This window comes from Shewanella schlegeliana, from assembly GCF_016765635.1.
GTDB classification, from domain to species: Bacteria; Pseudomonadota; Gammaproteobacteria; order Enterobacterales; family Shewanellaceae; genus Shewanella; species Shewanella schlegeliana.
The window spans coordinates 186,305-198,715 of the sequence record NZ_JAESVD010000009.1 but is presented as its reverse complement, the minus strand read 5'-3'; the positions used below and the strand labels follow the sequence as shown (position 1 = coordinate 198,715).

General features: G+C 44.3%; 13 protein-coding genes. 6 read left to right on the top strand and 7 right to left on the bottom strand.

Annotated elements, in window-relative coordinates:
• Positions 1–249: 249 nt before the first annotated feature.
• Positions 250–390 (bottom strand): hypothetical protein, encoded by a 141-nt coding sequence (locus JMA39_RS16020; protein WP_202722861.1) that lies wholly within the window; start codon positions 388–390, stop codon positions 250–252.
• A 47-nt stretch (positions 391–437) separates the two neighbouring features.
• Positions 438–596 (bottom strand): hypothetical protein, encoded by a 159-nt coding sequence (locus JMA39_RS16015; protein ID WP_202722860.1) that lies wholly within the window; start codon positions 594–596, stop codon positions 438–440.
• 239 nt (positions 597–835) lie between these two features.
• On the opposite strand from JMA39_RS16015, the gene JMA39_RS16010 reads away from it, so the two are divergent.
• A complete protein-coding gene (locus JMA39_RS16010) occupies positions 836–1,648 on the top strand; it encodes a DUF4393 domain-containing protein (protein WP_202722859.1) in 813 nt (270 codons plus the stop codon).
• A gap of 102 nt (positions 1,649–1,750) precedes the next feature.
• Here JMA39_RS16010 and menE read toward each other — a convergent pair whose 3' ends face one another.
• The 4 genes from menE to menD all read right to left on the bottom strand — a co-directional run bounded on the left by menE (position 1,751) and on the right by menD (position 6,915).
• Positions 1,751–3,202, bottom strand: a complete 1,452-nt coding sequence (menE, locus tag JMA39_RS16005) for an o-succinylbenzoate--CoA ligase (RefSeq protein ID WP_237732861.1) — start codon at positions 3,200–3,202, stop codon at positions 1,751–1,753.
• Positions 3,203–3,325: 123 nt separating this feature from the next.
• Positions 3,326–4,387, bottom strand: coding sequence for an o-succinylbenzoate synthase (gene menC, locus JMA39_RS16000; protein WP_202722857.1), 1,062 nt, complete (start codon positions 4,385–4,387; stop codon positions 3,326–3,328).
• An 18-nt stretch (positions 4,388–4,405) separates the two neighbouring features.
• Positions 4,406–5,206, bottom strand: a complete 801-nt coding sequence (gene menH / locus JMA39_RS15995) for a 2-succinyl-6-hydroxy-2,4-cyclohexadiene-1-carboxylate synthase (RefSeq protein WP_202722856.1) — start codon at positions 5,204–5,206, stop codon at positions 4,406–4,408.
• A complete protein-coding gene (gene menD, locus JMA39_RS15990; protein ID WP_202722855.1) occupies positions 5,206–6,915 on the bottom strand; it encodes a 2-succinyl-5-enolpyruvyl-6-hydroxy-3-cyclohexene-1-carboxylic-acid synthase in 1,710 nt (569 codons plus the stop codon). Before menD ends, menH begins: the two co-directional genes overlap by 1 nt.
• 229 nt (positions 6,916–7,144) lie before the next feature.
• Here menD and JMA39_RS15985 point away from each other — a divergent pair, with 229 nt between their 5' ends.
• Positions 7,145–8,125 (top strand): LysR family transcriptional regulator, encoded by a 981-nt coding sequence (locus JMA39_RS15985; protein ID WP_202722854.1) that lies wholly within the window; start codon positions 7,145–7,147, stop codon positions 8,123–8,125.
• Positions 8,126–8,184: 59 nt separating this feature from the next.
• On the opposite strand, the gene JMA39_RS15980 is transcribed toward JMA39_RS15985, so the two are convergent.
• Positions 8,185–9,150: a LysR family transcriptional regulator gene (locus JMA39_RS15980; RefSeq protein ID WP_202722853.1), complete on the bottom strand. Its 966-nt coding sequence runs from the start codon at positions 9,148–9,150 to the stop codon at positions 8,185–8,187.
• A gap of 569 nt (positions 9,151–9,719) precedes the next feature.
• Between JMA39_RS15980 and JMA39_RS15975 the strand changes: the two genes are divergently transcribed.
• From JMA39_RS15975 to nrfD, 4 genes are all read left to right on the top strand, one after another.
• On the top strand, positions 9,720–10,211 hold the full coding sequence (locus JMA39_RS15975; RefSeq protein ID WP_202722852.1) for a DUF2726 domain-containing protein: 492 nt from the start codon (positions 9,720–9,722) through the stop codon (positions 10,209–10,211).
• An 82-nt stretch (positions 10,212–10,293) separates the two neighbouring features.
• Positions 10,294–10,764, top strand: a complete 471-nt coding sequence (locus tag JMA39_RS15970; RefSeq protein ID WP_202722851.1) for a multiheme c-type cytochrome — start codon at positions 10,294–10,296, stop codon at positions 10,762–10,764.
• Between the two features lie 14 nt (positions 10,765–10,778).
• The gene (locus tag JMA39_RS15965; RefSeq protein ID WP_202722850.1) at positions 10,779–11,462 is read left to right on the top strand and encodes a 4Fe-4S dicluster domain-containing protein; all 684 of its coding nucleotides are present in this window, start codon (positions 10,779–10,781) and stop codon (positions 11,460–11,462) included.
• A complete protein-coding gene (nrfD, locus tag JMA39_RS15960) occupies positions 11,459–12,400 on the top strand; it encodes a cytochrome c nitrite reductase subunit NrfD (RefSeq protein ID WP_202722849.1) in 942 nt (313 codons plus the stop codon). The genes JMA39_RS15965 and nrfD overlap by 4 nt, the downstream gene beginning before the upstream one ends.
• The last annotated feature ends 11 nt before the right edge of the window (positions 12,401–12,411 follow it).

Below are 12,411 nucleotides of genomic sequence, written 5' to 3'. Positions count from 1 at the left end.
GTTTACCTAGACTTGCAGGTAATTCTGTATCAATCAAACTTCGTTTGATAAAAGGTCATTTAAGGCATCAGGCTGCGCCTGACCAAAGTCGTGGGATTCCATCCCACATAGGGGCTTAAAGATATAAGCAATCAAGCTTCGCTTGATAAAGGTCGTGAGCTTCCAGCTCACACACGGCCAAGAAGGGGTCAACAGCAACCCCCTCTTGGATCTCCCCGCCGCCCCCGACGAAGTTGTTGATCCTCATACTTATGGATAAATCACTAACGCTTCCGATGGGGCATCCTGCCCCGCGAAAGCTATGCCGACGTCCATGTCGGCATCACGTGATTTATTCCAACGTACTTCGGCAACTTCGATGGGGAACTGGTGTTTTCTGTAGGTTTCCAAAGTCAGGCGTTTAGATATGTTTTGTATTTAAATGGAAGCGTAAAAACCTAAGTATTACGCTTTGCTAAATCAGTGTAGATACGGCCGTGACCGTCCATGACATGGACGTCATGGCCGAGCCTCCAAGGATGGACTCGCTGCGTGTCACGGAAGTATCTGCACATACGCTGGCCGCAGGCCATTGGAACCGCAATGTTGAAAGGCACATCGAGTGCTGCCTAAGAGTTGATGAAGCAAAGGTTCACCGCTTTAGGGGAGGGGGAATGCGTATTTTGTCGGTTTACTGTGCTCGTTTTATCAACAGCAATTTGCTAGAGTGCTTAATAATCAATGGCTTCAGATTTGTGGGTCAGTAATAATAGGTTTATTACATGTGTATGTACGCTTTGCCAAATACACACGCACGTGCTCTATAAAAATATTATGTTTTGAAGGAACATATTGAATGTCAGAAAGTGAATCAAGTAATTTTGCAGAAAAAGTAAATTCTGTTGCCAACCTTGTTAAAGAAGTTCCTATTTATCAGGATGCAATACAGCCAATAGCCCAAGAAACAGGTAAAGCTTTACACACTGTAGGACGAGTAGTGAATGTGGCTTTGATGCCATTAAAGGGGGCTGTATGGGGATTTGAACAAATTGAGGAGTTTGTAACTAAGAAAGTTACTAAAAAATTGGTTGATACCCCAACTGAGCGCATTCAAACTCCTGATTTGTCTGTCGCAGGTCCAGCCTTAGAGTCATTGAGATATACAGGACATAAAGAATCATTGAGCGACCTTTATGCAAATTTACTAGCCTCATCAATGGACACAGAAACAGCAAAAGGTGCACATCCAGGTTTTGTTGAAATAATAAGAAATCTCTGCCCTGATGAAGCAAAAATAATTTCGTTTTTTGCAAAAGAGGCTACACAACCATTAGTTGATATCAGGTTATATGACGATTCAAATGAGTCACATTGTACCTTGCATGAAAATATATCAACATTGGGTAGCCAATCAGGATGTGAAAATAAAGAACTTACGCAGTCATACCTTACGAATCTCTCACGATTAGGATTAATTGAAATTCCGAGGTTGTTAGCAATGGCTGAAACTGATAAATATCAATTATTAAAAAATGATTCTCGAATAAAGTCCAAGCTAGAAGATTTGATAAGTAGCTCAAAGAATAGACCGGAACTGTTTTTACATTATGCAGTTCTCACCCCTTTTGGGCGTTTATTTTGTAAAGTCTGTGTGGAAAGTAAGGCATAGCTAAGCTTTTGCATTAGGTACAGTTACTTTTTATTTGATTTTGGAGTATTAAGTTGTTGAGTGCATTTGGAGTTTCATTGAAAAAGCATATTAAGGCAGACCCTAACGCTTAACTGCGGCAATCACCTGTTTGCGGATAACTTTAATCCCTGCGCTGCTGACCTCTGGCCAAGGGTAATAACTCCTTGGTCGCTTGAAGCGGGCGATTTTGATCGCTAGAAACTCGGTTAACTCGGCTTCCGAGGGTAACTGCTCTTGGTCATTGCTGGTGCCACTCACCAGTTTAAGAATGGCTGCTGGTAAGTTGCCAAACTTGGCGTCAGCTACAGGGAAAACAATGGCATCGCTGATTAATGGATGCAGTTTTAATGCGGTTTCTATCTCTTCGGGTTGGATGTTTTCGCCGCCGCTGATGAACATGTTATCGGCTCTGCCGTCGATGCAGAGGTTGCCGTTTTCATCAAAGTGGCCTAAGTCTTTGGTGTAGAACCAGCCGTCTTTATCCAGTGGTAGATTAAATCCATCAGCGGTTAAATACCCAAGAAACAGGCACTCGCCTTTTACCCAGATCTCTCCGTCAATAATCTTCAACTCTCGTCCCGATAACAGCTTGCCGCTGGAGCCGTCTGTGCGGGCGATACCTGTGGTGATCTGCGATCCCATCTCTGTCATGCCGTAGCTGGTGAAAGCCTTAATCTTGTGTTTGGCTAACTCTGCCAATAGATCGGCTGAAATTGCGCCGCCGCCCAGTAACATGGCTTTGACTTGGCTTAAACAGTCGCTTTGCCCCTCATTCTCCCCATCTGCATTGAGCAGTTGCTGTAACTGGGCGCTTACTAGAGAGAGGTGGCTGACTCTATCTCGAATTAGCTGCTCGGCTAAAGATAGACTCTTGTCTTCAAATACCACGCAGGCGCCTGCAAGGGCGCAGCGGTTTAAGATAGCGAGTCCGCCAATATGAAACAGTGGCAGTGATAGTAACCAGCTGTCGTCCTTTGTCAGTTTGATTAACTCACTCGAACCTGCGGCGCTGGCGATATGGTTCGCTAGGCTATGAGCTGCCGCTTTGGGTGTGCCGCTGCTGCCAGAGGTGAGAATTGCGTTAACGGCGGTGTGAGGTTCAAGGGCTGGTGCTGGCTGCTGGCTTTGGCGGGTAAAATCTAGAGTCACTGCCTCAAACTGGTTTTGATGATTTAACGCTTGGATCAGTGTCGAGTCCGCTGGGTTGTCAGCTGCAAGCCAATAGTGATGATAGCTATGGGTCTGCATCAACTCGATGACCTGTTGAGTCGCAAAGCGCGGCGAGACGGGGCAAAAGATGATGCCGCTGTCGACACATGCCCAGTACAGCTGCAGTAGCTGCGGACTGTTATGGGCGATACAAGCCAAACGGTCTCCGCGTTTTAGCCCCATGGCAGATAACTGCTCGGCTAAAGCGATAACACCTTGGCTGAGAGCGCTGTAACTAACACTTTGCCCCATAAATCGATAAGCCACCGCTGCGCTGCTGCGCTGTGCGGCTTGATGGATAGGAGAGAGCGTTTCAGTTTGCATGCTGTTATCCGTCATTTGATCTGGGTGGCTCCTGCTTAATGGCTGGGCTGCCTGTCATTGTAGCCCGTTAGGGGCGAGCGCCAGAGTAAGCCCGTCAGAGTCAGGCACTCAGAATTAGCTGTTTTACTTTAGAATGAATAACGGCGTTAACGCTGCCAATTTTAGGCAGTGGTCTTTGCCTGAACTTACTAGCAGATCTTGGTTAAAGGCACCGAGTGTATCTATGCCGGGAGTTTCATCGGGGGTGAAGATCTGTGCCAGTCGGCTTATGGCCTCAATACCTAGGCTTGCCTCTAAGCTTGAGCTCAAAATAGTACGTACGCCATGCTCTGCTGCAGTATCAATTAGCTGCTGCAGTTTTTCTAGGCTACCGAATAGGGTCGGCTTGATGAGCAGCGCTCGTAATCCCGGCAGCATCTCAAATTGATAATCTGGGTGATTAAGGGATTCATCTAGCGCCCAAGGCATCTCAATGGCTTGATAGAAAGTACAGTTGTCTTGTGGGTTTTGACAAGGTTCCTCAATGTACTCGATGCTCTCGAGTGGCACACAGGCGGCGAACTCGATGGCTTGCTCTAGGCTAAAGCCGCGATTAGCGTCTAGGCGCAGCTTGAGCTTAGGGCGAATAGCTAAGATCTGATGGATCAGCTGCAGCTCATCTTCTAAGGAGTCTTGGGCTACTTTCACTTTGACTGCTAGGGTGGTCTCTGGCAGAGCGTTAACTCTACTAGCCACAAGACTCAGTGGTTCATCTGCTTGGCGATAGATAAGCGGCACTGTGCGCGCAGTTAAGCTGTGCCCGTCGAGCTTCCCCATGAGCTTGGCATGCATAAGACTTAAACCATAAGCCAACGAAGGCTGAGTGCTCTGCTCGGCATGTTCGAGTAAACAATCGATAGGTTGCTGCTGTAATTGTGGCAGTATAGTCAGTAGCTGCTGACTTACCTCTTCGAGCGATTCTTGGCTAAAACCTGTGATTATTTCACCTTGGTTATCGACGCCGCAAAGCGGTGAGATCTCTACCCACTCCTGTCGTTCTTCAGTCTGGGCGACCAGCACGAGTCCGCTACGTTGCTCAATACGCTGTTTGCCAACAGGCAGTGGCTTATCTAAGTCGATGGCAAACTGATACAGGCCCAACTGAGTTAAGGCTAATGGCTTTGCTTGCTGTAGAGTCACGGTCATGGAGTGCTCACTGTCTAGTTAGAAGTTAGAGTTCGATGCAAAAATGGTTTTGAGTTGCTCTGTAAAAGCCTCTGGCGCCGCGAGATGCACATTATGGCCACTGGCTTCGATGCAGTGTAGTGATAGTGGCTGTTGTTGCTGCCAGCGTTTGGCTAACGCCATAAATTTTTGGTCTTGATGACCAGCAATAAAGTGGCTGCTAATTGGTAACAGGCTTGGAGTATCCCAAAGGTCTTGCTGCTCGGCTAATGACGTTGCTTGGTAGCAATTGAGCAGTGCCATCGCGCTGTTATTGGCGCGCTTATGGATAAGCTGTTTCCGCTCTGCCTGGGTTAAATCGCTAAACACCGCTTGTTGATACCAAAGGCTTAAAAACTCCTTGATAGGCAAGTTTGCGAGTTTATCGGCCCAGTCTCGATCATTGGCTTGACGTGCGACTCGATCATCAGCATTTTGCAGCCCTGGATGGCAGGACTCTAAGCACAGACTCTGTAGTGCCTGTGGGTAGAGACGCGCCAAATGTAGTGCGATACGGCCACCGAGTGAGTAACCCACTAAGTGATACTGGCTGATATTAAGCTGTTTTAGCGTGGTGTGAACAAGCTCGGCGCAGCGGTTAAAACCCGGAGTTGGCAGCTTTAAACTACTGTTATCGTTGATTCCATTACCACCATGGCCGGGCAGATCGATACTGATGCAGAAGAAATCATCGGCTAGCTGCTCGATGATCTCATTCCAGTCCTCTTTACTGCCTAAGAATCCATGTAGAAACACCACACATGGTGCGCCTGATTTCCCTATCGTGCGGTAGCTTAACATCAGCCTTGTTTTACCCAACTTGCTATCTGAGCAATCTGCTCACTGGCTTGATTCTGAGCGACGCTAACTTCAATCACTGAAGGGCCAGAGTAGGTCATGGCGTACTCATAGGACTCAATAAAATCAGTTAAAGAGTCCACCTGATTGTAGGCTAGGCCAAACATCGCTGCACCGAAGCCAAATTCTAGTCCGTGTGCAAGGCGGTAGTAATCGGTTCTGAGCTGCTCATTAGGCACGGGCAGTAAGTTAAAGATATTGCCGCCATCATTGTTGAGAATAACGATCACTAGCGGGCTCGTTACGCTGCGGGCAATCGCCAATGAGTTCAGATCATGCAGTGCTGAGATATCACCAATAATCAGGGTGGTTGGTTTACCCTCTGCAACTGCTACGCCGCAGGCGGTTGCCAACAAGCCGTCGATACCCGATGCGCCGCGGTTTGTGAATACATTGGCGCTAGAGGGGGTGATAGGCGCAAACATATCATACAGACGCACTGGCAGGCTGTTGCCGATAAACAGTTGCTGCTCATTGGTTTGTCTCTTAGCGATAGCGCGAATGGTCTGCGCCTCACCAAACTCAGCATGATCAATTTGTTGTTGGTAGAGGGTCTCTAGCTCATCATTAAATTGTACAAGGTTGAGCGCCCAATTCGCTTGAGACGATCTTGGCCAGCTCAATGAGGCAAATTGCTCTGCTGTCGCCATCCATACCTTTTTAGGCTTGTGGCTCGGATCGAGTCTTTGCTGCTGTGGCAATACCTGCCAATAGTCTTTCCAGTCCTGCTCATTGAGATAGCCTATAAGGCGTTTAGAGAGAATGCGGCCGCCAAAGACAATGACTCGCTCCGCTTGGGCTAACAGTGCCTTCGACTTTGGCTGATGCAGTAGCTGATCTATATTACCAATGGCGCCAGTATTTTGTCTAAGCTGCGACTGGGCATCGGTAACAATTGGCCAGCCAAGCTTCTGCGCCAGATTGATGAGCTGCTCAGGATTTTGCTCTGGCGCTAGAGTCGCCGCCACTATCACACCTTTACCGTGAACGAAGCGAGCAAGGGCATCTGAGGTGGGCATTTGACTCGCGCTTAGTGCGGCAAACTGGTTATAGGGAGTGGTTTGCTGTTGCCACTGCTTAACTGGCGCGAGGTAATGTTCAAAATCGACCTTGGGCTCATTGGGATACAAGGGCTCGCGGTACATGCAGTTGATATGAATCGGTTGCGACTGATTACATACAGCTTCATCTAACAGACTCAGTAGCGCCTGAGGGGCGATACTCAAGTCAGGCGTGGGCAGGTTAAGCTGCTTAGCATATTGGGCAAAGATAGCCGGTTGAATGATGGCCTGATTGGCGCCACAGTCGATGAGCTCTGGCGGTCGATCGCCCGATAATACAATCAATGGCACATGGGTCAGCCAAGCCTCAATGATTGCTGGATAAAGATTGGCCACCGCGGTGCCTGAAGTGGTAATGATCGCAACTGGTGCTCGGCTGGCTTTGGCTAAACCTAACGCCATAAAACCGAGTCCGCGCTCATCAAAGTGCAGGTGCTGGCTTAGCTTGGTTTGCTGTGCTGCGGCAAGAGTCAGTGGGGTTGAGCGAGAGCCGGGGGCCATACAGACATGTTTAACGCCTAAACGAGCTAACTCCTCTAAGATTAAAGTTCCCCAAAGCAGGTTTAGTTCAGCAGTGTGTTCAGTTTGCATAGATGAGTACCATATCATTGATAGCCTTAGTTTAACTCGCTTTGGAGCAAAGGAGTATGATCCTTCTTGGGTTTTCTGTGGCGAGGCTTTTTTAGAGGTAAGCAGGGTTTTAATCGTATATACCTATTAATGGGTATAGATGTGATAGGCGTAACAAAATTGTTTATTTTTCAGTGTTATAGTGCTGAATTATAATGACTTTTAAAGCTATGTTGTAGGCAATAGACGAATGCGCAAGGAACTTGCTAAGTTAGATTACTTCACACTTAAGGTATTTGTTGGGTTAGTTGAGTTCAGAAATGGCTCTGTAGTTGCCCAAAAGCTTAATACTACTCAACCTAAAGTGAGCCGTGCCCTCAGCAATATGCGTGAAGTGATCCACGATGAACTGTTTGTAAGACGCCAATACGGTGTTGAGCCAAACCTGATGGCTGACAGGCTATACCCAATTGCTAAATCTATCGTGCAGGGCTATGAGGAGATGGTGGAAATAACCAGCTACTCAGCAGATAACAATCGATTAGTCATCGCTGCGCAGGAGCATTTGGCCGGGTTTTTAGTCGAGTCGATCACTGAAGTTTGTCAAAGTCTTGGGCGAGAAATGTCGGTGAGTATCCAGCCTTGGAGTGATAACGTTCAAGAGTTATTGGCGCAGGGAAAGATTGACTACGCGATTACCGTAAACTCTAAGTTATCAGAGTCGGTGAAGAACATTAAGCTTGGTGATGTACGCTACTTCTTCTTGGCTGCGAAGAAAAACCACCCATTGTTTCAGCAAGAAGAACTGACGCTTAACAACTTACTGGATAATAAACTGGTATTTATCAATTACTCAAAAGTGGGATTGGTCGAGCACTGGTTTGAAGGCTATGCAAAAAAGCGAAACTTAGATATTAAGGTGAGCTTTAAAACGACGAGTCTAGCGATGGCACTTAATCATCTTGCTAAGACGGATGATGTTTGTTGGACCGCCTCAGTTTTCTCTTATCTCTACTTCAATACTCGTAACGATATTGATTATGTCGATGTTACCGATTTTTATAATCAGGTGTTATTTCCTAACCGTGATCGTGAAAGTTACAGGTACTACTTACAGTATCATCAATCTCATGAGAGTGAATTTTCCAAGGCATTATCAAAATTGCTGCAGCAAAAACTCGCGCTTGCACAAGAATTATATGAACGGCAAAAACGAGGCTCTAAATTCTAATTAATAAAAAAGAGTGCAATGCACTCTTTTTTATTAACCCTTAGCTTACATTCTAACTATCAGTGTAAGAACTGCTCTACTAATCCCCTTACCTCAGAGGCAAGCCAGTGTAGGTTTGGCTCTTCGTTATTATCACTATAGACAAGATAAAGATTTGGTTCTTTAACGTGCATGTATAGTCGCTCTGACTCCACATCGGATAAGCGGCAGGCATGTAGGTCGGGACAGTTGTTAATCATAGTGAATATTGAGCTGTACGGAAGTAGGGCGATACCTTGACTAGAGCGTAAGTATTCAAACAAGCCTGTTAAACCCGTTAAGCTCATCTCTGTCGTTAGCTTAATGTGCTGTGATAAGCAAAACTCCTGGTAAGGGCTAAGCTCTTTTTCCGAGTTACCCATATTACTGTTAATAAATGGGTATTGAGCGATGGATTCTAATGTGATCTCTTCTTTTAAGATGGGGTGCTCATGATGACAAACTAAGAATAGTTTATTGAGTTTCTTTAACGGGATCGCGTTGAGTGAGTTATCGCGATCTTTAATGTTGTCTAGCATTTTGCTACAACATAGCCCGAGGTCTGCCTCACCACTAATGATGTCAGTGACGGAGTTCTTAGTCCAAGGTGAAATATTGAAGCTAATATCTTTACCTGCATTCTTGATAGCACTTAGCAGTACTTTAGGGAAAGGGTATGAGATCAAGTCAGGGGCTAGGATTTCAAAATGACGAGACTGAATTAACTCATTGATATTGTTTAGCTTCTGAAGGCATCTTGAGCATTCTACAATCTCTTTTGCAATTGGGTAGACTTTACCTGCAAACTCATTGGGTACTAAGCCATGCTTCTTGCGAATAAAGAGCTCATTACCGAAAATTTCTCTTGCGTGTTTCAAGCATCGGCTAATTTTTGGAGCAGGCACATTTAACTTATGAGAGACAAAGGTTGCAGATTTATTCTCATATAGATTAACGAAAATATTTATGCTTAATAAATCCAGGTCACTAAGACTTATATCTCTCATTTTAAATACCTGTTAATGATTAAATGCTGAATTCGATAATAACTAAATTAAAAATTTTATACTAATTTTATTTTGCTATTTTCAAATAAAGTTTTACTATTGTTTGGTGAGTTATTCGTATGTCAAATTTTAAAAATACAATTTAAGCATATCTCATTGAGAATAAATTGCTTTAGTTTGGTTATTATTTTTTAACAGTGATTGCTGAATGCGTAGTTGGTGTATAACTGATTGTTTTTGTTTGGTTTTGGTGGTTGTGCAAGCTGTATCTGATAACTGTGGTTATTTTTGTTGTTTTACATTTGCTTACACTGTTTTATGTTTTTTTATATTTAATATTCTGTATTTTATATTTTCAAAAGAATTGTTTTCGTATTTTAGATATTGTTTTTTCTGAAATTCCAAGTTTTCCATTTAGTTAATTAGATTTGGTTTTGATTTTAATCATTAATAAAATCTATTTATTTCTATAATTGATTTGAATCAAGGTTTGAGTCAGCTTTAATCACAATACTGATTAGGCGTTAAAAATAACTTTAAATAACTAAAATGTAAGTTTGGAGGTCGTTATGAGTGCGTCTGTAATTTTAAGTTATGCTTTCATATACTTCGTATTGTTTCTTGTTGTGCCATTTGTATTGGTAGTATTTGCAATGACATGCATAAAATTCTTCAAATCAACTGAATTTGTAGCATCAAATATCAAATTAAAGCCAAACTCGTTAGAGAGTCAAGCTGGCAGTTTCATCAATAAATTAAATACATTAGTAAACGGTAAGTACAACGTACTATATGGTACAACGTTAGATAGTCTTTGTGATGTAGACAAGAATGAAAAAGAGCAAGATGCTCATAGCTACTTGCGAGATTGTCATCTCGACTATGTATTAGTGGATAGTGAGTCTTCAACTGTAAAGTTAGTTATCACTGATCCGCAGCATAACTCAGAAGAAAACAACCGCTTCATCGATACCACATTAGCCCAAATGGGAGTGAAAGTGCTTCACTTGGCTAAGAATGATTGTGATGAAACCCTGCTCAAGAGTTCGTTAGTCGCTTAATCTCATCCGGTGTTGTAACAGCCGTTACAACACCTTTTTCCTACTTTATTTATTTTATCACTTAGCAATGTGAGGACAACCCATGTCCAGATTCTTTAAATACGTCGCTCAGATGCTGATTAGCATTTTAGTTGTAGTGGCGGCTTCGACCGTTTCTATTCAGGCCGTTGCAGATGAATTAAAAATTAATAAAAACAAACAATGCATCATGTGCCATAAGCGCAATGGAATAATGCATGGTGTCCATGCAAATGATGCTTTGGATATCCGCTGTCAGGATTGCCATGGAGAGAAAGGGGGTCACCCTAGAAAAGCGTCAAACCTGATTGGATTTAGCCACAAATCAACAGCAGATGCGGCCACTCAAACTCAAAGCTGCTTGAAGTGTCATGCTCACGATGTGCTAGCTCTGCATGATTGGACCCATGACGCTCACTCTAACAAGGTTAATTGTGCGGGTTGCCACACGCTGCATTCCAATACAGATCCTATGGTGGATGTGTCATTTCAAGATCGCAGTAAATTGTGTGTTAGCTGCCATGCGACTAAATGATTAGGGGAATTAAGATGTCTAATTCTAGAAGGTTATTTTTAAAGGGTGCGTGTATTGCAGTGGTTGGTGCCTCAGGATTCACTCTAGCCAGGGCAAAAAGCACTTCAGCTACCAATGTCGAACCAGCTTGTAAATACGCTTTAGTACATGATGAAACTAAGTGTATTGGCTGTGATGCTTGCTCTATCGCTTGTCGTGAAGTTAACCAAGTGCCTGAAGGCGTAGATCGATTAGAGATAAAGCGCGAAGGGCCATTTGGTGAGTATCCTAATCAGCAATTCCATTTTACACGCATCTCTTGCCAGCATTGCGATGATGCGCCTTGTGTGAAAGTGTGCCCTACGGGGGCGGCTTATAAAGATCCTAAAACGGGGATTGTCTGCGTTGATGAATGGAAGTGTGTAGGTTGCCAATATTGTATTGCGGCTTGTCCTTATCAAGTGCGATTTATAAACCCAGTAACCAAGGCTGCTGATAAGTGTGACTTTTGTAAAGAGACTCGCCTTAAAGAGAACAGCTTACCTGCTTGCGTGAGTGCCTGCCCAACAAAAGCACTAACCTTTGGTGATATCACTGATCCACAGTCTCAAGTTGTACAAGTACTTAAATCTACTCCTAGTTATCGTAGTAAAACCGATCTAGGAACCAGACCGAAAGTGTTTCGTATTGCATCACAAAGCGGGGAGATAGAGCTATGAGCCCATTCCATTTTGACAGCCTAATTTGGCACTGGCCGATTGCCATCTATCTATTTCTTGCGGGGGTATCGGCGGGGGCTATCTGTTTTGCTGTGTTGCTAAAGCACTTCAAATTAGGGACTGATGCCTATAAGTCTGGCTTTGTTCAGGCGGCGTGTCTTATCGCTCCTCTGGCGGTATTTGCAGGACTGGGTATTTTGGTTATCGATTTAACTAAACCGTTTGATTTTTGGAAAATTCTTCTCTTCTATAACCCAACCTCTGTGATGTCAGTCGGGGTCGGCGTATTGATGGTATATCAGGTTGCGCTATTTGCTTGGCTAGCTTGTGTCTTTAAGGAGCCTGTACTGAACTGGAATCAGGGGCGTTGGCTGATTGTTGACAAGTTATTTAATGCCATCGCTAAACACGAAGCAAGTATTACTGGCTTCTTGGTGATATTGGCTTTGTCATTAGGTGCATATACTGGTTTCTTGCTATCGGCATTAACGACCTATCCAATGTTAAATAATCCGGTTCTGCCTTTATTATTTTTGGTCTCCGGGCTTTCGTCGGGGGCAGCAGGGACGTTACTTGGTGGTGTATTACTTAATGGTAACCCTGATGGTAAGGAGGTGCATTTTATCCACAATATTGAGATCCCAATGATTTTAGTCGAAATTGTGCTGATATTTACCTTCTTCGCAGGCTTAATCCTAACAGGTGGTCAGAGCCAAGTTGCCGCATTAACGGCAATAGGTGAGGGCTTCTGGGGTTGGATTTTCTGGGCCGGTATTGTCGTTGTTGGTCTGAGTATGCCACTGGCCTTTAATTTGTTTATGAAGGCGTCCTCTAAGCGTAAGTTCTCTTACGTGGCTATTACTGCGAGCTGCAGTTTAATTGGTGTGCTGTTACTGCGTAATTTCATTCTTTATACCGGGCAAATGACAGTAGCTTAATTACTCTATTG

Coding starts and splice junctions, on each gene's coding strand:
- JMA39_RS16010 (WP_202722859.1), top strand. CDS start 836: ATGTCAGAAAGTGAATCAAGTAATTTTGCAGAAAAAGTAAATTCTGTT.
- menE (WP_237732861.1), bottom strand. CDS start 3,202: ATGCAAACTGAAACGCTCTCTCCTATCCATCAAGCCGCACAGCGCAGC.
- menC (WP_202722857.1), bottom strand. CDS start 4,387: ATGACCGTGACTCTACAGCAAGCAAAGCCATTAGCCTTAACTCAGTTG.
- menH (WP_202722856.1), bottom strand. CDS start 5,206: ATGTTAAGCTACCGCACGATAGGGAAATCAGGCGCACCATGTGTGGTG.
- menD (WP_202722855.1), bottom strand. CDS start 6,915: ATGCAAACTGAACACACTGCTGAACTAAACCTGCTTTGGGGAACTTTA.
- JMA39_RS15985 (WP_202722854.1), top strand. CDS start 7,145: ATGCGCAAGGAACTTGCTAAGTTAGATTACTTCACACTTAAGGTATTT.
- JMA39_RS15980 (WP_202722853.1), bottom strand. CDS start 9,150: ATGAGAGATATAAGTCTTAGTGACCTGGATTTATTAAGCATAAATATT.
- JMA39_RS15975 (WP_202722852.1), top strand. CDS start 9,720: ATGAGTGCGTCTGTAATTTTAAGTTATGCTTTCATATACTTCGTATTG.
- JMA39_RS15970 (WP_202722851.1), top strand. CDS start 10,294: ATGTCCAGATTCTTTAAATACGTCGCTCAGATGCTGATTAGCATTTTA.
- JMA39_RS15965 (WP_202722850.1), top strand. CDS start 10,779: ATGTCTAATTCTAGAAGGTTATTTTTAAAGGGTGCGTGTATTGCAGTG.
- nrfD (WP_202722849.1), top strand. CDS start 11,459: ATGAGCCCATTCCATTTTGACAGCCTAATTTGGCACTGGCCGATTGCC.